The organism is Anaeromyxobacter sp., from assembly GCA_016718565.1.
In the GTDB taxonomy this organism is placed as follows: domain Bacteria; phylum Myxococcota; class Myxococcia; order Myxococcales; family Anaeromyxobacteraceae; genus JADKCZ01.
In genome coordinates this window covers 389,048-410,214 of sequence record JADKCZ010000005.1, presented here as the reverse complement: position 1 = coordinate 410,214, position 21,167 = coordinate 389,048, and the positions used below count along the sequence as shown (strand labels likewise).

Annotated in this window: 18 protein-coding genes; 11 read left to right on the top strand and 7 right to left on the bottom strand. The window is 73.7% G+C overall.

Annotated features, from left to right (window positions below; genetic code table 11):
- Positions 1-87 precede the first annotated feature (87 nt).
- The 7 genes from IPO09_14230 to IPO09_14200 all read left to right on the top strand — a co-directional run bounded on the left by IPO09_14230 (position 88) and on the right by IPO09_14200 (position 8,826).
- A complete protein-coding gene (locus IPO09_14230; protein ID MBK9518478.1) occupies positions 88-1,437 on the top strand; it encodes a hypothetical protein in 1,350 nt (449 codons plus the stop codon).
- 42 nt (positions 1,438-1,479) lie between these two features.
- A complete protein-coding gene (locus IPO09_14225) occupies positions 1,480-2,262 on the top strand; it encodes a 1-acyl-sn-glycerol-3-phosphate acyltransferase (GenBank protein ID MBK9518477.1) in 783 nt (260 codons plus the stop codon).
- 37 nt (positions 2,263-2,299) lie between these two features.
- Positions 2,300-3,832 carry an acetyl-CoA carboxylase biotin carboxylase subunit gene (locus tag IPO09_14220; protein MBK9518476.1) on the top strand — a complete coding sequence of 511 codons (1,533 nt, stop codon included), beginning with the start codon at positions 2,300-2,302 and terminating at the stop codon, positions 3,830-3,832.
- Complete coding sequence (locus IPO09_14215; protein ID MBK9518475.1) at positions 3,829-4,341, top strand: biotin/lipoyl-binding protein; 513 nt, start codon at positions 3,829-3,831, stop codon at positions 4,339-4,341. The genes IPO09_14220 and IPO09_14215 overlap by 4 nt, the downstream gene beginning before the upstream one ends.
- 75 nt (positions 4,342-4,416) lie before the next feature.
- A complete protein-coding gene (locus IPO09_14210) occupies positions 4,417-6,084 on the top strand; it encodes a methylmalonyl-CoA mutase family protein (protein ID MBK9518474.1) in 1,668 nt (555 codons plus the stop codon).
- A gap of 6 nt (positions 6,085-6,090) precedes the next feature.
- Complete coding sequence (locus IPO09_14205; GenBank protein ID MBK9518473.1) at positions 6,091-8,031, top strand: DnaJ domain-containing protein; 1,941 nt, start codon at positions 6,091-6,093, stop codon at positions 8,029-8,031.
- Positions 8,032-8,034: 3 nt separating this feature from the next.
- Complete coding sequence (locus tag IPO09_14200; GenBank protein ID MBK9518472.1) at positions 8,035-8,826, top strand: YhbY family RNA-binding protein; 792 nt, start codon at positions 8,035-8,037, stop codon at positions 8,824-8,826.
- A 227-nt stretch (positions 8,827-9,053) separates the two neighbouring features.
- Here the strand turns inward: IPO09_14200 and IPO09_14195 are convergent, their stop codons facing one another.
- On the bottom strand, positions 9,054-9,350 hold the full coding sequence (locus IPO09_14195; protein MBK9518471.1) for a hypothetical protein: 297 nt from the start codon (positions 9,348-9,350) through the stop codon (positions 9,054-9,056).
- A 202-nt stretch (positions 9,351-9,552) separates the two neighbouring features.
- On the opposite strand from IPO09_14195, the gene IPO09_14190 reads away from it, so the two are divergent.
- Together IPO09_14190 and IPO09_14185 are read left to right on the top strand one after the other, a co-directional pair.
- Positions 9,553-10,116, top strand: a complete 564-nt coding sequence (locus IPO09_14190) for a hypothetical protein (protein MBK9518470.1) — start codon at positions 9,553-9,555, stop codon at positions 10,114-10,116.
- A 58-nt stretch (positions 10,117-10,174) separates the two neighbouring features.
- Complete coding sequence (locus IPO09_14185) at positions 10,175-11,107, top strand: RNA pseudouridine synthase (protein MBK9518469.1); 933 nt, start codon at positions 10,175-10,177, stop codon at positions 11,105-11,107.
- A gap of 119 nt (positions 11,108-11,226) precedes the next feature.
- Here the strand turns inward: IPO09_14185 and IPO09_14180 are convergent, their stop codons facing one another.
- The 4 genes from IPO09_14180 to IPO09_14165 form a co-directional block, all read right to left on the bottom strand.
- Positions 11,227-11,703 (bottom strand): biopolymer transporter ExbD, encoded by a 477-nt coding sequence (locus tag IPO09_14180; GenBank protein MBK9518468.1) that lies wholly within the window; start codon positions 11,701-11,703, stop codon positions 11,227-11,229.
- Positions 11,704-11,705: 2 nt separating this feature from the next.
- Entirely contained in the window at positions 11,706-12,185 is a 480-nt protein-coding gene (locus IPO09_14175) for a biopolymer transporter ExbD (GenBank protein MBK9518467.1), read from the bottom strand.
- 63 nt (positions 12,186-12,248) lie between these two features.
- Positions 12,249-13,007, bottom strand: a complete 759-nt coding sequence (locus IPO09_14170) for a MotA/TolQ/ExbB proton channel family protein (protein ID MBK9518466.1) — start codon at positions 13,005-13,007, stop codon at positions 12,249-12,251.
- A gap of 61 nt (positions 13,008-13,068) precedes the next feature.
- A complete protein-coding gene (locus IPO09_14165; GenBank protein ID MBK9518465.1) occupies positions 13,069-13,797 on the bottom strand; it encodes a hypothetical protein in 729 nt (242 codons plus the stop codon).
- Between the two features lie 514 nt (positions 13,798-14,311).
- On the opposite strand from IPO09_14165, the gene IPO09_14160 reads away from it, so the two are divergent.
- Positions 14,312-17,452, top strand: a complete 3,141-nt coding sequence (locus tag IPO09_14160; GenBank protein MBK9518464.1) for a TonB-dependent receptor — start codon at positions 14,312-14,314, stop codon at positions 17,450-17,452.
- 147 nt (positions 17,453-17,599) lie between these two features.
- Positions 17,600-19,279: a CAP domain-containing protein gene (locus tag IPO09_14155; GenBank protein MBK9518463.1), complete on the top strand. Its 1,680-nt coding sequence runs from the start codon at positions 17,600-17,602 to the stop codon at positions 19,277-19,279.
- A gap of 98 nt (positions 19,280-19,377) precedes the next feature.
- Here the strand turns inward: IPO09_14155 and tsf are convergent, their stop codons facing one another.
- Complete coding sequence (tsf, locus tag IPO09_14150) at positions 19,378-20,037, bottom strand: translation elongation factor Ts (protein MBK9518462.1); 660 nt, start codon at positions 20,035-20,037, stop codon at positions 19,378-19,380.
- Between the two features lie 83 nt (positions 20,038-20,120).
- The gene (gene rpsB / locus IPO09_14145; protein ID MBK9518461.1) at positions 20,121-21,059 is read right to left on the bottom strand and encodes a 30S ribosomal protein S2; all 939 of its coding nucleotides are present in this window, start codon (positions 21,057-21,059) and stop codon (positions 20,121-20,123) included.
- Between the last annotated feature and the right edge of the window lie 108 nt (positions 21,060-21,167).

The following is a 21,167-nucleotide window of genomic DNA, read 5'->3' as shown; positions in this document are numbered from 1 at the left end:
TCCCGCGGGCGCCGGGCCGCCGCTCGCGGTGGCGGCGGGTCCTCTGCTAGCGTGCCCCTCCCGCCGCGACCGGAGCGCGGCCCCACCATGTCCACCGCGCTCGTCCCCACCCGCCCGCCGCTGGTCGTCGCCGCCGACATGGGCTACGGCCACCTGCGGGCCGCCACCCCCCTGGCCGAGGCCCTCGGCACGGTGGTGACCCAGGTGGACCGCCCGCCCATCGTGGCGCCCGGGGAGGAGAAGCTCTGGCGGCGCGTCCGGGTGGCCTACGAGGCGGTGTCGCGCCTCTCCCAGCTGCCGCTGGTGGGGGCGCCGCTCAAGCTCCTGCTCGACGGGCTCACCGACATCCCGCGGCTCCACCCGTACCGCGACCTCTCCGCCCCGACCCGCGGCGTGCTCACCCTGGAGCGGCTGGTCCGCCGCAACCTCGGGCAAGGCATGCTGGGCCACCTCGCCGAGACCAGGGTGCCGCTCCTCACCACCTTCTACTCGCCCGCCATCGTGGCCGACCGGGCCGGCTACGACCGGATCTTCTGCGTGGTCACCGACACCGACCTCAACCGGATCTGGGTGCCGGCCGAGCCGGAGAAGACCCGCATCCAGTACCTGGCGCCCACCCGGCGGGCGGCCCGCCGGCTGCTGGCCTACGGCGTGCCCGAGGCGCGCATCACCTTCACCGGCTTCCCGCTGCCCGACGGCCTGGTGGGCGGCACCGGGCTGCCCGTCCTCAAGCGCAACCTGGCGGCGCGGCTGGTGCGGCTCGACCCCACCGGCGAGTTCCGCCGCGAGGTGCCGGAGGAGCTGGCCCACTTCCTCGGCCCGCTGCCGGTGGCCGAGCAGGGCCGGCCGCCGCTGCTCACCTTCGCGGTGGGCGGGGCCGGCGCCCAGAGCGAGCTGGCGCGCGCCTTCCTGCCGGGCTGCCGCCGCCTGCTCGACGAGGGGCGGCTCGAGGTGGCGCTGGTGGCCGGCCTGCGCCCCGAGGTGGAGGCCCGCTTCCGGGAGGCGGTGCACGCCGCCGGGCTGGAGGGGCACCTGGGCGGCGCCCTCCAGATCCTGCGCGCCCCCACCTTCGGCGAGTACTACGCCCGCTTCAACGCCCTGCTGGCCCGCACCGACATCCTCTGGACCAAGCCCTCCGAGCTCACCTTCTACGCGGCGCTCGGCCTGCCGCTGGTGTGCGCGCCGCCGGTGGGGGTGCACGAGCACTACAACCGGCGCTGGGCCCGCGAGGCCGGCGCGGGCCTGAAGCAGCGCGACCCGCGCTTCGCGGCCGACTGGCTCTCCGACTGGCTGGCCGACGGGCTGCTGGCCGCGGCCGCCTGGGCCGGCTACATGCGGCTCCCCAAGTTCGGCCTCTACCGCATCCTGGAGGCGGTGGCCGCCGCCCCCGCCGGCGGCGCGCCGCCCCCCCCCTCGACCGCCCTGCCGCCCGCCTGACCGCGCCGGGCCCGCCGGGCCCGCCGCACCACCGAGCCGCCGATGCCCCTCTTCTCGATCCTCTACTGGACCTTCTTCGCGGTCTCGCTGCCGATCTGGTTCGTGCCGCAGCTGGTCCTCTTCGTGCTGACCCTGCCCTTCGACCGGCGCCGCCTGATCCTCCACCTCTACGCCTGCCTGTGGGGCGTGTCCTACGTCTGGCTCAACCCCATCTGGCGGCTCTCGGTGACCGGGCGGGACGAGCTGCCGTGGCGCGGGCCGGCCGTCATCGTGTCCAACCACCTCTCGCTGCTCGACATCCTGGTGCTCTACGGCCTCTTCCGGCCGTTCAAGTGGGTCTCCAAGGCCGAGATCTTCCGCATCCCCTTCATCGGCTGGAACATGAAGCTGAACGGCTACGTGGGGCTGCGGCGCGGCGACCGGGAGTCGATCAAGCGGATGATGGCGGAGTGCCGCGCCCACCTCGCGGCCGGCGCCCCGCTGCTCATCTTCCCGGAGGGGACCCGCTCGCCGGACGGCCGGCTGCAGGAGTTCCGCGACGGGGCCTTCAAGCTGGCCTGCGAGGCCGGCTGCCCGGTCATCCCGGTGGTCATCACCGGCACCTACGACGCCCTGCCCAAGCACGGCGCCATGCTGCGGGAGCCGATGCGGGCGCGGGTGCGGGTGCTCGAGCCCCTCCACCCGGCCGACCACGAGGGCAGCCCGACCCGGCTCCGCGAGGCCGCCCGCGCCGCCATCGCGGCGGCCCTGCCGCCCGAGGGCCGGCCGCTCGCTTTACGGGACGAGCGGGTCGCGGGTATCGTCCCCGGTCCGTCGTCCCCGTGAGCGCGGCGCCCCGGCGCCGCCCCCAGAGGCCCGAAGCGTGAGCCAGCCGAAGCGGATCAGGAAGGTGCTGGTCGCCAACCGCGGCGAGATCGCCGTCCGCGTGCTGCGCACCTGCCAGGAGATGGGGCTGGCCACGGTGGCCGTCTACTCCGACGCCGACCGCGGGGCGCTGCACGTGCGCAAGGCCGACGAGGCGGTGCACCTGGGCCCGTCGCCGGCGCGCGAGAGCTACCTGTCGCTGGAGCGGCTGCTCGACGCCGCCAAGAAGACCGGCGCCGACGCGGTGCACCCCGGCTACGGCTTCCTCTCGGAGCGGCCCGAGCTGGCCCGCGCCGTGGAGGCGGCCGGCCTCACCTTCGTGGGGCCGGGGGCCGCGGCCATGGAGGCCATGGGCGGCAAGACCAGCGCCCGGGCCCACATGCGGGCGGCCGGCGTGCCGGTGGTGCCGGGCTCCGACGGCCCGCTGGCCGGCGAGGCCGACGCGCTGGTGGAGGCCCGGATCCTCGGCTTCCCGGTGATGGTGAAGGCGGTGGCCGGGGGCGGCGGGCGCGGCCTGCGGCGCTGCGACCGCGAGGCCGACCTGCCGGCGGCCTGGCAGTCGGCCCGGCGCGAGGCGCTGGCCGCCTTCGGCGACGACCGGCTCTACCTGGAGAAGGCGCTGGACCGCCCGCGCCACGTGGAGGTGCAGCTCGTCTGCGACGAGCACGGCGGCGCCATCCACCTGGGCGAGCGCGAGTGCTCGGTGCAGCGGCGCCACCAGAAGGTCATCGAGGAGAGCCCCAGCCCGCTGGTGGACGAGCCGCTGCGCGGGGCCCTGTGCGAGGCGGCGCTGCGGGCGGCCCGCGCGGTGGGCTACCGCGGCGCCGGCACCGTGGAGTTCCTGGTGGACCAGGACCGGCGCTTCTACTTCCTGGAGATGAACGCCCGCCTCCAGGTGGAGCACCCGGTCACCGAGCTGGTCACCGGCCTGGACCTGGTGCGCCTGCAGCTGGAGGTGGCGGCCGGCCTGCCGCTGCCACCCCAGGCCTCGGTGTCCTGGCGCGGCCACGCCGTCGAGGCGCGGGTCTGCGCCGAGGACCCGGCGCGCGGCTTCCTGCCCAGCCCCGGCAAGATCACCTACCTGCGCGTGCCGGGCGGCCCCGGCATCCGCGACGACGGCGGCGTCTACGGCGGCTTCGTGGTCACGCCGCACTACGACCCGCTGCTCTCCAAGCTCTCGGCCTGGGCCCCCACCCGCGAGCAGGCGGTGGCCCGGCTGGTGCGGGCCCTGGGCGACTACGTGGTCCACGGCATCACCACCAACGTGGCCTGGCTGGCCTCGGCGCTGTCGCACCCGGCCTTCCAGCGCGGCGACTACGACACCACCTTCTGCACCGCCCACGCCGCCGAGCTGCTGCGCCGGCCCGACCCGGCCCTGGAGGAGGTGGCGCTCATCGCCGCGGCGGTGGCGGCCTACCGGCGCGACCAGGAGGAGGCCCAGGCCGGGGCGGCCAGGGCCGGGGCGGCCGCGGCCACCTCGGCCTGGCTGCGCCAGGGGCGGGCCCAGGGGCTGCGCGGGTGGCCCCGGTGAGCGGCTACGTGGCCCTGCTGGACGGCGGCGCCCGCGAGGTGGCGGTGGAGGTGGCCGAGGAGTCGCCGGGCGTCTACACGGTGCGGCTGGGCGATCGGGTCCACCGGGTGGACGCCTTCCAGCACGATCACGGCACCCTCTCGCTGATCGTCGACCTGGCCAGCTACACCGCCACCCTGGACCGCCGCGAGGCGCTGGTGCGGGTGCGGGTGCGCGACTCGGTCTTCCCGCTCGAGCTGCTCGACGAGCGGCGCCTGCGGCTGCGGCGCGCCCCCGGCGCGTTCACGGTGGAGGGGCGGCAGACGCTCACCGCGCCGGTGGCCTGCCGGGTGGTGCGGGTGCTGTGCCGCGACGGCGAGCGGGTGGTGGCCGGGCAGCCCTTGCTGGTCATCGAGGCCATGCGGATGGAGAACGAGCTCCGGGCGCCCAGGGCCGGCACGGTGGTGGACCTGGCGGTGGCGCCGGGGCAGGTGGTGGAGGGGAACGCCCGCCTCTGCGCGGTGGAGTGAGCGGGGCACGGGTGGTACACACGGCGCGCGGCCCTCGACCAGGCCGCGCCGAACGACGAGGGAGCGAGGGACCACATGGCTGACGAGCGCGCGCAGTCGAAGACCGAGAAGGACCGCTGGCTGAAGGCGACCTACCAGAAGGCGGTCGCCAAGGGGAAGGAGCGCCGCGCGCGCTTCGAGACCACCGGCGGCGTGGTGCAGCAGCCGGTCTACGGGCCGGACGACGTGGCCCCCGGCCTGGAGGCCCGCCTCGGCCTGCCCGGCGAGTACCCCTTCACCCGCGGCGTGCAGCCCACCATGTACCGGGCCCGCTTCTGGACCATGCGCCAGTACGCCGGCTTCGGCACCGCCGCCGAGTCCAACGAGCGCTACCGCTACCTGCTCAAGAGCGGCCAGACCGGCCTCTCGGTGGCCTTCGACCTGCCCACGCAGATGGGGCGCGACTCCGACCACGTGCGCGCCATGGGCGAGGTGGGCAAGGTGGGCGTGGCCATCGACTCGATCGAGGACATGGGGATCCTCTTCGACCAGATCCCGCTCGGCACCGTCTCCACCTCGATGACCATCAACGCCTCGGCGGCGGTGCTGCTCTCGCTCTACCAGGCCATCGGCGAGAAGCAGGGCGTGGCCCCCGGCGACCTGCAGGGCACCATCCAGAACGACCTGCTCAAGGAGTACGCCGCCCGCGGCACCTACATCTACCCGCCGGTGCCCTCGCTGCGGATCATCACCGACATCTTCGCCTACACCGCCAAGGTGATGCCGAAGTGGAACCCCATCTCCATCTCGGGCTACCACATCCGCGAGGCCGGCTCGACGGCGGTGCAGGAGGTGGCCTTCACGCTGGCCGACGGCATCCAGTACGTCGACGCGGCCGTCAAGGCCGGGCTCGACGTGGACGCCTTCGCCGGCCGGCTCTCCTTCTTCTTCAACGCCCACAACAACCTGCTGGAGGAGGTGGCCAAGTTCCGCGCCGCCCGCCGTCTGTGGGCCCGCATCATGAAGGAGCGCTTCAAGGCCAAGGACCCGCGCTCCTGGATGCTGCGCTTCCACACCCAGACGGCCGGCTCGATGCTGACCGCGCAGCAGCCCGACAACAACGTGGTGCGGGTCACGCTGCAGGCGCTCTCGGCGGTGCTGGGCGGCACCCAGTCGCTGCACACCAACAGCCGCGACGAGGCGCTGGGCCTGCCCACCCAGGACTCGGTGCAGATCGCGCTGCGCACCCAGCAGATCATCGCCAACGAGTCGGGGGTGGCCGACGTCATCGACCCCCTGGGCGGCAGCTGGGCCATCGAGGCCATGACCGACGAGATCGAGGGGCGGGCCGAGCAGTACATCGCCAAGATCGACGAGCTGGGCGGCATGGTGCAGGCCATCTCCAAGGGCTACGTGCAGCGCGAGATCCAGGACGCCGCCTACGCCTGGCAGAAGGGCGTGGAGGCCAAGGAGCACGTGGTGGTGGGCGTCAACGCCTACAAGGCCGAGGACCCCAAGGTCACCATCATGAAGATCGACCCGGCCCTGGAGGCGCAGCAGGTGGCGCGGGTCAAGGCCTTCCGGGCCCGCCGCGACAACACCGCGGCCAAGCAGGCGGTGGACGCGGTGCGGGCCGGCGCCAAGGGCACCGAGAACCTCATGCCGCTGATCCTCACGGCCGTGAAGGCCAACGCCACGCTGGGCGAGATCTGCGACGCCATGCGGGACGTCTACGGCGAGTACCGGGAGACGGTGGTACTCTAACCCCGCGTGGCGGAGCCCCCGAAGACCCGGCCGACCGGCGCGTCGACCCCACCGCCCCGGCTGGAGCGCGTCGCCCCGGACGGCGGCGCGCCCTCCGGGGGTGCGCCGCCGGCTGGCCCGCCTCCGCAGCGGCCGGCCGCGGCGCCCCCGCCCGCACCCGCGGCGCCCCCCGTGGCGCCCGGCGCGCGCTACGGGCTGGCCGCGCCGGAGGTCACCGCCGCCGCCGCCATCGCCGCCGGGCTGCCGCAGGAGGGCGCCCTGGACCGGGAGAGCGGCCTGCACCTCTTCTCGCTGTGCGCCTCCACCCAGGCCAGCGGGCGGCTCACCCTGCTGCCGCCCGGGAAGGGCTACCGGCTGGTCTTCCGCAAGGGGGCGGTGGAGCACGCCTCCTCGGCCAGCCCGGACGACGCCCTGCCGCGCTTCCTCCTGTTCCGCGGCGCGGTCACCGAGGCGCAGGTGGCGCAGGCCGAGGCGGCCCGCGACCAGGTGGGCGGCGACGTGGTGGCGGCGCTGGTGACGCTGCGGCTGGTCAACCCGGGCGACATCGCCCGCTGGCTGCAGGAGCACGGCGCCCAGCTGGTGACGCGGGCGCTCGGCGCCGAGCAGGGGACCTGGCGCTGGGAGCCGGGCGTGGCCCCCCCGCCCGGCGCCTTCTCGCTCGGCCCGCCCTGGGCGCTGCTCGGCGTGGCGGTGCGGGCGCTGGACGCCGCCGCGGTGCGCCGCCGGCTCGGCGAGCGCGAGCAGCTCGGGACCGCGCGGGTGGGCGGGCGCATCCGGCCGGAGGACCTGCGGCTGACCCCGCAGGAGGCCCGCGCCGCCGCGCAGCTCGACGGCCGCCGCCTGGCCGACGTGGCGCGCGCCTCCTCGGCCGAGGCCACCACCGTGCTGCGGGTGGCGCTGCTCCTCGCGGAGACCGAGCTCCTGACCTTCGTGCCGCCGCGGGAGGGGGAGGCCCCGCCGGCGCCGCCGCCGGCCCGGCAGGCGGCGCCGGTGCTGACCCCGCCCCAGCCGATGGCTGCCGCGGAATCGGCCCCGACCACGACCCCGACCGCGACCCCGACCACGGCCCCGACCACGACCCGTGCCGCCGGCCCTGCGCTGACCCCGCCGCCTGGCGCCACTCCGGCGGTGCCCCCGCCGCACTCGCGCCCGCCCGTCCCCGCCGCGGCCGTGCCCCGGCCCGCGCAGCCTCCGCCGCGCCCCGCCGCCCCTCGCCCCGCGGCGCCTGCCCGACCGGCCGCGCCCCAGGCCGCGGCCGCGCTGCCGCCCCAGGCCGACCCGGTGGCCCTGCAGGCGCTGCTCTCCCGCATCACGGCCAAGGACGCCGACCTCTTCCAGGTGCTGGGCGTCAAGCCCGACGCGGCGGCGGCGGCGGTCAAGGTGGCCTACTTCCAGCTCGCCAAGACCTACCACCCCGACACCGTGCCGGCCGGCGCGCCGCCCGAGGTGAAGAAGCTCTGCGCCGACGTCTTCTCGCGCATCGGCGAGGCCTGGGGCGTGCTGGGCGACGAGGCCCGCCGCGCCAAGTACACCGAGGATCTCAGGACCGGCGCCGGGGTGGACGTCGACATCATGAACATCCTGCAGGCCGAGAACGTCTTCCAGGCCGGCACGCTCCTGGTGAAGGCCCGCCGCTACGAGGAGGCCATCGTCAAGTTCAGCGACGCCATGGTGCTGAACCCCGACGAGGCCGAGTTCGCGATGTGGAAGGCCTGGTGCGAGTTCCTGCTGGCGGCCGACAAGAAGAAGGTCCACCCTGCGGCGGCCGGCCTCATCGAGGCGGGCCTGAAGAAGAACCCGCGGTGCTCCCAGGGCTACCTGTTCCTCGGCCAGATGGCCAAGCTCCTGGGCGACCTGCCGCTGGCCGAGAAGCAGCTCAAGCGCGGCCTGGGCGTGGCCCCCGACCACACCGACATGCAGCGCGAACTGAAGTACCTGAGGAAGTGACCCGTGCCCGCTCCGACCAACCCGAAGAAGCAGTCCCTCATGGCCGCCTCGCCCCTGCGCAAGACGCTGCGCGGCGCCGGCCACCACCTCTCGCCGGTGGTGCAGGTCGGCAAGGAGGGGGCCACGCCGGCGGTGGCCAGGGCGCTCGACGAGCAGCTCCTGGCCCACGAGCTCATCAAGGTGAAGGTCGGCTCGGAGAGCCCGGAGGACCGCTTCGAGGTGGCCGCCTGGCTGGCGGCGCTGCCCGGGGTCCAGGTGGCCCAGCTCATCGGCCGGGTGGTGCTGCTCTACCGGAAGCACCCCGAGCGGCCGCGCTTCGAGAAGGGGCCGCCGGTGGCCAGGCGCGCCGAGCCTGCGCCCGCCCCGGCGCGGCCGGCCCGCCCGCGGAAGCCCAGGGGCGCCTTCGGCGGCGGTGACCGCCCGGCGCGCGGCGAGCGTCCTCCTCGCGGCGACCGTCCGTTCCGAGGCGGCCGGCCCGAGCGCGAGGAGCGGCCGGCACGTGGTGGCCGGCCTGAGCGCGGCGAGCGTCCCCCCCGCGGTGACAGGCCCACCCGCGACGAGCGGCCGGCACGCGCCGGCTGGCAGCCTCGCGGCGAGCGCACGGCACGCGCTGGGCGGCCGGCTCGCGAGGAGCGGTCGCCTCGCGTCGGCCGGCCGGCCCGTGAGGAGCGGCCGCCCCGCGCTGGCCGGCCTCCTCGCGGGGAGCGGCCGACCAGGGATGCGCGGCCTGGGCGGCCTGCCCGGCCCGCCGGCGGGCGGCCGCCGAAGCGCACTGGGCGCACGCCGCGGCGGTAGGTGGACCATCCGTTCGTGCCGAGCGGAGCGCCTGCCATGCAGGCGCGGAGTGGAGGCATGCCGTGCGGCGGAGGGGAGAGGCGAACCCTTGGGTGAAGCGGCACTTGCCCGGTAGGAGGAGCGGATGGCCACAGGCCGCGCCGCCAAGGCGGCGCGTGTTTGGGTAGGAGGAGCGGGACGCCACAGGCCGCGCCGCCAAGGCGGCGCGTGGGGGTGGCGGCGCGTGTTTAGTGCAGCGCGTCGTCGCCTTCGCGGGGGCCGCCCTCGGCGTCGAGGCGGCGGCGCACCGCCTCCATCTCGTCCTCGTCGGCGATGCCCTTCTCGAGCAGCAGCTGCTCGGCCACGCCGGAGGAGGAGAGGGCGTCGGCCAGGTCCTGCTCGTCGGCCTCCATCCGCGCCCCGAGCTCGTGCAGCCGCTCGGTGAGGGCGTCCAGCTCCTGCCGCAGCGCCGCCTCGCGGCGCCGCCACCGGAGGCCGAGGACGGCCAGCAGCACGAGCAGCCCGAGCGTGAGCGGGAGGGACATCTCCGGGCATGCTAGCGACCCCGGACGGGGCGTTCAAGCTGGCCGCGCCGAATCCGCGCCGCTCGCCGCGCCCGCGCCCGCGACCGCGACCCCGACCCCGACCCCGACCCCGGCCCCGGCCCCGGCCCCGGCCCCGGCCCCGGCCCGCGCTTGTCCCCGCGCCGCCCGGCGGGCCATGCTCCACCCCGTGCCCCGCCTCAACGTGACGCTGGCCGTGAAGCGGCTGGTGCGCGACGCCGCCGCCCGCCTGCCCGAGCTGGCCCACGTGGACGCGTCGCGCCTGCTGGTGGTGGCCGGCGAGGCCCGCCGCGCCTCCCGCGCCACCATCCGCCCGGCCGCCCCGCGCCCCGGCGCCCCGCTCATCCGCATCCGCGGCCGCGACATCCGCTACGTCATCACGCTGCGCCCGCTCTGGTTCCTCGACTCCACGCCGGAGGCGCGCGTCGAGACCGTGCTGCACGAGCTGTGGCACGCCTCCACCCGCTTCGACGGCCGCCTCCACCGCGGCCGGCGCCACGGCGCCCTGCCGCGGGACGCCTTCACGCGGCGGGTGCGGCGGCTGCGCGACCGCTACCTGGCGGCGGCGCCCGCCGAGCTGCTGGCCCCCTTCTCCCACCACGGCCTGGCGCGCGCCCGCATGTGGCTCGAGCGGCCGGCCGGGGCGCGGCGCGACGGCGGCCGGGAGCGCCGCCTCTACACCGAGCGCCAGCTCTTCTACGGGGTGGTGCGCATGGCCAGCCGGCCCGAGGGGGGCCGCGCCCGCTGAGCCCCGCCGGGCGGACGGCGCTTGCCAGCGGGCCACCCCGGGCCGTATGGAGCACCCCGTGCGACGCACCGTCATCCTCCCCGCCGCCGTCGAGGGCCGGCTCGACCGGGCGCTGGCCGACGCCCTCGGCCTGGGGCGCGCCGCCCTGAAGCGCGCCTTCGCCCTCGGCGAGGTGCGGGTGGCCGGTCGGCGCGCCCGCGCCGCCGACCCGGCCGCGCCCGGGCAGGAGGTGGTGCTGGAGGTGGAGGGGCCGCGCGGCCCGCCGGAGCCGGAGCCGGAGGTGCCGCTGGCCGTGCTGCTCGAGCACCCGCGCTTCCTGGTGGTGGACAAGCCGGCCGGCGTGGCGGTGCACCCGCTCAGGCCCGGCGAGCGCGGCACGCTGGCCAACGCGGTGGTGGCCCGCTACCCGGAGTGCGCCGCGGCCTCGCTCGATCCGCGCGAGGGCGGCGCGGCGCAGCGGCTCGACCTCGAGACCAGCGGCTGCATCCTCTTCGCCCGCGACCGGGACGCCTGGGAGCGGCTGCACGACCAGCTGCGCCGCCGCTCCGTCGAGAAGGTCTACCTGGCGCTGGTGGAGGGCCGGGTGGCGGCCGGCGGCGTCTGCACCGCGCCGCTGGCGCAGCGGGGGAGCCGGGTGGTGCCGGCGCCCGACGCCGAGGCCGAGGACCGGCTGCGCCAGCAGGGCTTCTCGCCCCGGCCCGCCGAGACGCGATGGGAGGTGGAGCGCCGCTTCCAGCGCCAGACGCTGCTGCGGGTGCGCATCACCACCGGCGCCATGCACCAGATCCGCGCCCACCTGGCCCTGCAGGGCCACCCGGTGAGCGGCGACCAGCTCTACGGCGGCGAGGCGGCGGCGCTGCCCGGGCTGGGCCGCCACGCCCTGCACGCGGCCAGGCTCGGCTTCGAGTCGCCCGACGGCGGCCGGGTGGTGGTGGAGTGCCCGCTGCCGCCCGAGCTCGAGGCGCTGCTGGCCGGCCTGACGCCCGCCTGACGGGCCGGACCAGCCTCCGCCGCGCCGCACCGGCGAGCGGCCTGGCGCCCGCCCCCTGACGCGACGAGAGGCCGGCCCTGGCGGACCGGCCCCATGGGTGCGGCCCGGCGTCGCGACGATCAGGGCGTCGGGGGCGGGGCCTCGGCCGGCGCCCCGTCGGCCGGGGCCTCGGCGGTCACCAGCGGCGGGTCGGTCATCAGGCCGATGGTATTGACGCCGGCCCCGTGGGCCATGTCGAGCGCCGCCATGGCCACGCCATAGTGCGTCTTGTCGTCGGCGTTGAAGAACAGCACCTTGGACGGGCGCCCGTCGTAGTTGGGCTCCAGCTTCACGGCCGCCTGCTCCAGCGTCATGAGCTGCTTGTTGAGCAGCACCATGCCGTTGGGCAGCGCCGTCAGCACCGTCTGGTCGGGCGGCACGGAGTCGGGCGGGACCGGCTGCGCCTCCGGCTGGTACTCCGGCACGCGGGTGTACTTCTGCTTCTCCGCCAGCGGCGTGAGCACCATGAAGATGATCAGGAGCACCAGCACCACGTCGATGAGCGGCGTGACGTTGATGTCGGAGGTGGGCTTCTTGGTGCCGAGTGCCATTCCCATGGCTACTTGCCCTCCGCCTTCTCGCCCGCCGGGGCGCCCGCGGCCGGCTCCTCGGAGCCGTCGTCGACCTTGGAGGCCGCCAGGGAGACGCCCATGACGTGCGTCTTGCTGACCTCCAGCACCACCTCGCGGACCCGCTTGTACGGCACGTCACGATCGATCTTCACCATGATGGGCACGGTGGGGCGCGCCTGGATCTCCAGGGTGACCTCGGCGGAGATCTGGTCGTCCTTGACCTCCTCCTTGGAGTGCAGCTCGCCGTCCAGCCAGACCCGCCCGTCCTTGGTGACCGAGAGCAGGATGGGGTCGCCGCCCTTGCCGAGCGTGGAGACGTGCTTGGCCTCCGGCAGCGTCACCGGCTTGCCGCGCTGCAGCATGGGCGTGATGACCATGAAGATGATGAGGAGCACCAGCACCACGTCGACCAGCGGCGTGACGTTGATGTCGCTCCTGACTGACTTGGAGCCGACGTCCATGGACATCGTGGGTCTCCCTCTCCTTGAGGTGGGCCAGCCTGTGGGCGGCGAGCGCGCCGCCCGGCGTGACTAGCGCCCTTCCTTCATGAAGAAGTCGACCAGCTCGGTGGCCGAGTCGGTGATGTCCACCTGCATCTCCTCGACCCGGTTGGTGAGGTTGTTGAAGAACATCACGGCCGGGATGGCGACCAGCAGGCCGAAGGCGGTGTTGATGAGCGCCTCGGCGATGGCGCCGGACACGGTGCCGAGCCCGCCGCCGCCCTCGATGGCCATCTTCTGGAAGGCCTTGATGATGCCCCACACCGTGCCGAGGAGGCCGACGAACGGGGCGGTCGAGCCGATGGTGGCCAGGGCGCCCAGGCCGCGGCGCAGCTCGTTGACGGTGCGCAGCGAGCTCCGCTCGATGGCCCGGTTGACGGCGTCGATGATGTCGAAGTGGCCCACGTCGTGGGGGCCCTTGCTGCGCAGCGCCTCCAGGCCGTTCTTGTACTCGCCGATGGCCAGGCCGAGCACGCGGGGCAGGTGGCCGACCTTCTCCTTCTTGGCGAGCTCGATGGCCGCCTCGAACTGGTGCTCCTTGAGGAGCGGCTGCAGCGCCTCCAGGAAGCGGCGCGAGGCCCGGTTGGCCCGGGAGTAGGTGAAGATGCGCTCCGCCACCACGCCCAGGGAGTAGACGGACATGATGGCCAGGATGCCGGCCACCACGATGCCGAAGCCCTCGATGGACTTGACCATCCCCGTCAGGGAGAAGTCGAGCTGGGGGGTGCCGGCCGAGGTGGCCTGGGCGAGGACGAGCTGCTGGACGGTCTCGAAGATGTGGAGCGACATCGGGTGAATCCTCCTGGGAGAGGGCTGAGTCGGGGAAGGGGGTGGCGCCGCGGGGGCGTGCCTACTGCAGCCGCACCGGCAGGATCATCCAGATGTTGGTCGGGCGGCCCTGGGCGTCGGCGCCCGCCGTCCACTTGCAGGACTTGATGGCCTGCCAGATGGCGCTGGCGATGCGCTGGTCCGAGATGGCGGAGAGCACCTCGAAGCGGCTCGGCGTCCCGTCCTTGTTGACGGCGAACTTCACCTTGATGGGGCCGGTGACGTAGTCGAGCAGGTCCGAGGAGATGCGCACGGACCGGCCGATGCAGGCCGGATCCTCCGGCGCCGGCTTCCTGAAGCCCGCGGTGGCGTAGGCCGGGGCGTCCTCGATGGAGGGGGCCGGCGTGACCGCGCCCACCACCCCGCCCACCACGCCCTCGCCGGAGCCGTAGTTGTACTCTGGCTCCTTCGGGGAGGTGTCCTCCTTCATCTCCTCCTTCAGGTCCGTCGGCTGGATGAGGGCCGTGGGCGGAGGGGGGGGAGGGGCGTTGACCGGCGGCGGCTTGTCCGGGGCGTTCTTGCGCTTGGGCGGCGGGGCCGCCGGCGGGGGCGGCGCCGGGGGCGGCGGCGGGGCGGCGGACTTGACGAACTTCACGTCAACCGCCTTCTCCTGCACCGCCTCCTTGATCTGCTGGCCGGCGAGGATGGCCGCCGCGACCAGGCCGATCTGGAAGGCCGTTGAGCCGAAGACGAAGCCCGCCCGGCGGGCCGCGGCCTTCCCTGTCTCTCGCTTCGTGACCTCGTCGAACACGTTCGGCTCGCTCGCGAATTGACGGCGGAATCAGCCGGCAAAAAGAAGGCTGCTGTCTAGTCGCCCCCCAACCCCTTGTCAATAGCGCGACGTCACCCGCCGGTGCGCTCGCCAGACAGGGCGAGCGCGATCAGGGCCCGCCATCGGCGAGCCCAGATCCGGCGGCTGCACCGGCCCCGGCGCGGCGCCGGTCGCGCGGCGCCGGTCCCACCTCAAGAGGGGCGGCGGCACGGACGCTGGGAGGGGGGCGCGGCAAAGTGTCGGGCCGGCAACGGGAAATTGTCCGAGTCCGAAACACCCCGGGATGGCGCGCCGTTGCGACGAGGCACACCATCGCCCACAACCCGTGACGTTGCCTTGACATTCCCGACATCCGAGGCTTAGAAGTTTCGACCAATCCGTCTGACCCGCCGATCGGCCAACGTTTCCCGGATATTCCGGGAGCTTCCAGCCGATCGACCGGGGAATCACCTGGTGTGAACTCTCCCTGGAGGTAGTCATGAAGAAGATGTTGATGCAGCTTGCGCGTCTCGCGCCGCTCGCGCTGCTGTTCGCGGGTGTGGCGTCCGCGCAGACCACCGGTACCATCACCGGCGTCGTGACCGACGGCTCCAACGGCCAGCCGGTCGTGGGCGCCCTCGTCACCGCCACCAGCCCGGCCGCCCCCGGCGAGCAGACGGTCGTGACCGACGCCAAGGGCTCGTTCACCATCGCCAACCTTCCGGCCGGCAGGTACAAGCTGGCCGCCTCCGCCGACGGCTACAAGTCGGAGCTCCGCGCCGACCTGGCCCTGGGTGAGAACGTCACCCTGCGCGCCAACCTGGCCGTGGTCCCCGAGGCCGTGCAGATGGAGGAGGTGGTCGTCACCGGCTCCCGCATCCGCCGCAAGGACCTCACCACGCCGGCCCCGGTGAGCATCATGACCCGCGAGGCCGTGGTCGCCTCCGGCAAGGTCTCCATCGGCGACTTCCTCCAGTCGATGCCCGAGCAGGGCAACGCCATCAACACCCAGTACAACAACAGCGGCAACGGCACGACCACCATCAGCCTGCGCTCCCTGGGCGCCGGCCGCACCCTGGTGCTCGTGAACGGCCGGCGGTTCGTGCCGGGCGGCGACGGCGCCGACTCCACCGTCGACCTGAACTCCATCCCCACCTCGGCCATCGAGCGGATCGAGGTCCTCAAGGACGGCGCCTCCGCCGTGTACGGCTCCGACGCCGTGGCCGGCGTGGTCAACATCATCCTGCGCAAGCGCTTCAACGGCACCGAGGTCACGGCCTTCGCCGGCACCTCCGGCCATAACGACGGCCAGATCTACGACGTGAACTTCACCACCGGCACCGGCACCGAGAAGGGCAACATCCTCTTCTCCGGCGGCTACTACGAGCAGAAGACCGTCTGGGCCGGCGACCGCGACTTCGCCGCCACCGCCCTGACCCTCGACTACGCCTCCGGCGAGACCATCCCCGGCGGCTCCTCGGCCGTGCCGAACGGCCGCTTCCGCGTCGATCCGGACGCCTGCACCACCCAGGCCTGCATCGATCTCGCCGCCGCCACCCCGGGCACCGGCGCGGCCAACTTCATCGTGGTGCCGGGCGCGGGCGGGGCCGATCCGACCTTCCGCCCCTACGTCGCCGCCACCGACGCCTACAACTTCCAGCCCGAGAACTACCTCGTCACCCCGCAGAAGCGCGTCAGCCTCTTCGCCACCGGCGACACCAACCTGGGCAACGTGGCCCGCGGCTACTTCGAGGCGTCGTACGTGAACCGCAAGTCGTCCCAGAAGCTGGCGCCCGAGCCGCTCTTCACCGTCAACTTCGGCGTGCCCATCTCGGCCGACAGCTTCTACAACCCGTTCGGCGTGGACATCGCCGACGCCCGCCGCCGCCTGGTGGAGTTCGGCAACCGCGACTTCACCCAGGACATCACCACCTTCCGCGTGGTCACCGGCCTCGACGGCTCCTTCGGCGACTGGGCCGGCCCGCTCTCCGGCTGGACCTGGGACGCCTCCTACAACTTCGGCCGCACCCAGGGGGTCAACACCACCAACGGCACCCTGCGCGTCCCGCGCATCGCCGCCGCCATCGGCCCGTCGATGATCGATCCGGCCACCGGCGCCCCGGTCTGCGTGCAGACCGCGGGTGACCTCAACACCCAGATCACCGGCTGCACCCCGCTCAACATGCTGGGCGGCGTCGGCTCCATCACCCAGGAGCAGGTGCTCGGCCTCGGCTTCTTCGGCACCGACCTCGGCCTGACCCAGCAGGAGATCGTCCAGGTGGGCGTGTCGGGTGAGCTCTTCAAGCTCTTCTCGGATCGCGCGGCCGGCCTGGCCCTCGGCTTCGACTGGCGCAACGAGCGCGGCTTCGACAAGCCGAACCCCATCACCGGCTCCGGCGAGAACTCGGGCAACAACTACTTCGCCACCGAGGGCGGCTACGAGGTCACCGAGGGCTACGGCGAGCTCAGCATCCCGCTCATCAACAACGTCCCGTTCGCCCAGGACCTGGAGCTGACCGCGGCCGCCCGCATCTTCAACTACTCCACGTTCGGCAGCGACAACACCTACAAGTTCGGCCTCACCTGGCAGCCGGTGTCCGACGTGACCCTGCGCGGCACCTACTCGACGGCGTTCCGCGCGCCCACCATCAGCGCCCTGTTCTCCGGCCAGGCCGACAACTTCGCCCAGGTCTCGGATCCGTGCGGCGGCGGGCTGGCGCTTCCGAATCCGGCCGATCCGAACGACCCCATCCTCACCAACCCGAACTCCACCTACAATCGGTGCCTCGCCGACGGCGCCATCGCCCCGAACACCACCAACGGCGACGACCGGGACCAGCTGCGCTCCACCACCGGCGGCAACCCGGACCTGACCCCGGAGACGGCCAAGATCTTCACGGTCGGCGCCGTCTTCCTGCCGCGCTGGGTGCCGAACCTGTCGCTCACGGTCGACTACTACTCGATCGATCTCACCAACTCGATCTCGTCCATCGGTGAGGGCACCATCATCAGCAACTGCTACCCGCTCCCCACGGAGGAACGCAAGTACTGCGGGAAGATCACCCGCGATCCGGGCACCGGCCTCATCACCAACATCGCCAACCTGAACGAGAACATCGGCGGCACCAAGACGGCCGGCCTCGACGTCTCGCTCAAGTACACGCTGCCCACCGACGTGGCCGGCCAGTTCCGGTTCGGCGTGGACGGCACCTACCTGCAGTACTACGACGACACGCTGGCTGACGGCACGGTCATCAAGAACGCCGGCACCTACGACCAGTCGCTCGCCATGCCGCGGTACAAGGCCAACGCCTCGGTGCTCTGGTCGATGAGCGACCTGGGCGCCGGCCTGAGCGGCCGCTACATCGGCACGTTCAAGGAGTGCGCTGACCCCGACGGGCTCTCCGGCGCCGGCGGCCTCTGCTACGTCGACGCCACGCTGTCCCGCCAGGTCGAGACCTACATGACCTTCGACGGGTACGTCACCTACGGGTTCTCCTCGGTGGCCGGCAAGACCGCGGTGACCGTGGGCGCGCAGAACCTGCTCGATCGCAAGCCCGCCAAGGTCTACAACGGCTTCCTGGCGAGCTCCGACGCCTCGACCTACGACTACATGGGCCGCTACGTCTACGCCCGTCTGTCGCAGTCGTTCTAGTCGCACCTGACGGGGCGGGCGGCGCTTCGGCGTCCGCCCGCCCCAGTTTCACGTAGAGTACCCGGGTCCCGTTCGAGGAGCGCCACGTGCGCCGTCGGGCGGGGCCCGGTTGCTTTTCGTGGCACCCATCACCGAAGGAGACCCCCCGTGCCCCACCCCCTGCCCTCACCGGGCGCCCGCGCACTCGCCGCGGCCGCCGCCCTGCTCACCCTGGCCGGCTGCGCCGGCGTCGCCGGCCTCACCGAGGTGAACAAGCGCCTGCCCGGCACCATCGCGGCCGGCGCCCTCACCCCCGGCCGGCCCGCCGCGGCCCAGTTCGGCCCCGACGCCAGCTACCGGTGCCCCGTCAACGCCGCCGCCACCGAGGCCTACGCCAAGGTGGAGGCCACGGCCAAGGCCAGCGACTCGCCGCTGCCGGTGGCCGACGGCCAGCTCTGCGCGCTGGCCGAAGCGCTGCTCGGCTGGGAGGACGACCAGGCCGTGCCCCCCTCGGTCAGCGCCTTCCTGGCGCAGTACTTCGGCCTGGCCTCGCCGGTGGCCTCGATCATGGTGAAGACCATCATGACCGCCAGCGACGGTGAGCCGGGCAAGGCCAAGATCGAGGACCCGCGCCAGATCGGCGGCTCCCTGGCCGACTCCGTCATCGCCTACGGGCTCAAGGTGCCGTCGCCGCGCTACGGCCTGGCCACCATGCGCCTGGGCACCAACCGCACCAAGGCGGTGCTGGTGCTGCAGAACGGCCTGGTGGCGCTCGACCCGCTGCCGCGCCGCCTGGAGGCGGGCCAGAAGGCCGCCGTGACCGGGGCGCTCACCGGGGAGCTGGAGAACCCCAAGCTGCTGATCTCCGACGCCCAGGGCCGGCTCACCACCCTGGAGCAGCCGCCCGGCCGCGCCTTCAAGGGCGAGGTGGCCTGCGACCGGCCCGGACGCATCGTGGTGGAGGTGCGCGGCGAGGAGATGGGCAACGAGCGGGTGCTGGCCACCGTGCCGGTGGCCTGCGGCCTGCCCCTGGCCACCTCGGCGCCGGTGGCCGAGCCGGCCTGGCCCACCGAGCCGGCCGCCCTGGAGAAGAAGATGGCCGGGCTCATCGACGCCGAGCGGGCCGCGGCCGGCCTGCCGGCGCTGACCTGGTCCGAGCCGGTGGAGAAGATCGCCCGGGCCCTCTCCGAGGCCATGCGCGACGGCGCCAAGGGCGGGGTCACCGCCGTGCCGGTCAACATCGTGCAGCGGCTCGGCGAGGCCGACATCCAGGCCCCGGTCATCCTGCAGAACCCGGCCGCCGCGGTGGGGGCCGACCAGGCCCACGATCGGCTGCTGGCCAGCCCGAGCCACCGCGCCAACGTCATGTCCACCGAGGTGACCCACGGCGGCCTGGGCGTGGCCGTCGGCACCGACGCCAGCGGCCGCTCCATCACCTACCTGACCCAGCTCTTCATCCGCATCCAGCCGCCGCCCGACGTCCCGGCCATGAAGCAGGCCATCCGCGACGCCATCGCGAAGAAGCGGGCGGCCGACAAGCAGGCCGCGCTGACGGCCGATGCGGGGCTGGAGAAGCTGGCCAACGAGTACGCCGCCGCCGTGGCGGCCGCCGGCGGCCCGCCGCCCAAGGCCACCACCGAGCAGCTCAACCGTGCCCTGCAGAAGGCCTACAAGAACATCAACCTGCTGGTGGACGCCCGGCTCGACCCCTCCGACTTCGCCGAGGACTCCGACGCCCTGGGCACCGGCCGGCTGCTCGGGCTGGGCGGGGCGCTGGGCCGCCACCCGCGGCTCGGCAAGAACACGCTGTTCGTGGTGCTGATCGTGGCCAACAAGCTCGGCAAGTAGCGCCGGCGCGCCGGCACCCCCAAGTGAACCGGCCCCGGTCCCCGCTCGCGCGGGGCCGGGGCCGGGTCGTGTCCCGAGCGGCTGGCGCGGCGGGAGGGCTACTTCGCCAGGCCGGCGGCCTTGGCGACCTCCTCGGCGTAGTTCTCGACCTTCTTCACCATGCCCTCGCCGAGCGCGTAGCGGGCGAAGCGGCGCACCTGGATGTTCTCGCCGATCTTGGCGACCGCCTCGGTGACCACGTCGCCGACCTTCTTCTTGTCGTCCTTCACGAAGGGCTGCTCGAGCAGCACGATCTCCGAGTAGTACCGGTCGAGCTTGCCGGCGGCGATCTTCTCCAGCATGGCCTCGGGCTTCTTCTGCTCGCGCAGCTGCGCCTTGACCAGCTCGACCTCCTTGGCGACCAGCTCGGCGGGGACCTCCTCGCGGCGCACGTAGAGCGGGTTGGAGGCGGCGATGTGCATGGCCAGGTCCTTGACCAGGGACTGGAAGGCCTCGTTGCGCGCGGCGAAGTCGGTCTCGATGTTCACCTCGAGCAACACGCCGATCTTGCCGCCCATGTGGATGTAGGAGGTGACGGCCCCCTCGGTGGCGGCGCGCGAGGACTTCTTGGCGGCGGCGGAGAGCCCCTTCTTCTTGAGCAGCTCCTCGGCCTTGGCCATGTCGCCGCCGGCCTCGGTGAGCATCCTCTTGCAGTCCATCATGCCGGCCCCGGTCTTCTCCCGGAGCTCCTGCACCATCTTCGCGGTGACCTCTGCCATGTCGGTTCTCTCCTCTGTCGGATAAGGGTCGGGGGCGAGCCCGGTCGGACCCGCCCCCGCAAGCCTGGAAGGTGCTGCGGCCGCTACTCCTTGGCCGCCTCGGGCGCCGGGGCGGCGACGGCCACCACCTCGCCCTTGCGGACGACCTCCACGCCGGCCGAGGCCGCGCCGCGGTCCTCGCGGGGCGGGCGGCGCTCGCCGCGGTCGCGGCGGCCACCGCGGTCGCGGCGGTCCTTCATGCCGCGCTCGCTGGCGGCGTCGCGGTCGTCGTCGCCGCGCGTCTCCTGGGCGCCGTGCTCGGCCACCCAGGCGGCGTGCCGGCCCTTGCCCTCGAGGCAGGCCTCGGCCACCTTGCCGGTGAACAGGCGGATGGAGCGGATGGCGTCGTCGTTGCCGGGGATGACGTAGTCGATGCCCTCGGGGTCGCAGTTGGTGTCGACCACCGCCACCACCGGGATGCCGAGCCGGTTGGCCTCGTGCACCGCGATGTGCTCCTTCTTGGTGTCGATGACGAAGATGGCGGCCGGCAGGCGGGGCAGGTCCTTGATGCCGCCCAGGTTCTTCTCGAGCTTGAGGCGCTCGCGCTCGTTGGAGGCCACCTCCTTCTTGGGCAGGCGCTCGTAGGTGCCGTCCTCCTTCATCTTCTCCAGCGTCTTGAGCCGCTCGATGCCGGTCTTGATGGTCTTGAAGTTGGTGAGCGTGCCGCCCAGCCAGCGGTTGGTCACGTGGTACTGGCCGGAGCGGGAGGCCTCCTCGCGGACGGCGTCCTGGGCCTGCTTCTTGGTGCCGATGAAGAGCACCGAGCCGCCCTTGGCCACGGCGTCGGAGACGAAGCGGAGCGCGCTGCGGGCCAGGCCGACCGTCTTCTGCAGGTCGATGATGTAGATGCCGTTGCGGGCGCCGAAGATGTACGGCTTCATCTTCGGGTTCCAGCGCTTGGTCTGGTGGCCGAAGTGGACGCCCGCCTCGAGCAGCTGCTTCATGCTGATGGCGGTGCCGCTGCTGGTCAGCGCGGCGGCCATGGTCTCGGCGGGGGCGGCGGGGGCGGCGACGACGGCTTCGGCGGCGACGGCCTCGGGGGGGACGGCGGGCGCGGCCTCGGCCGCGGGGAGCTGCTCGGTGTTCTCGGT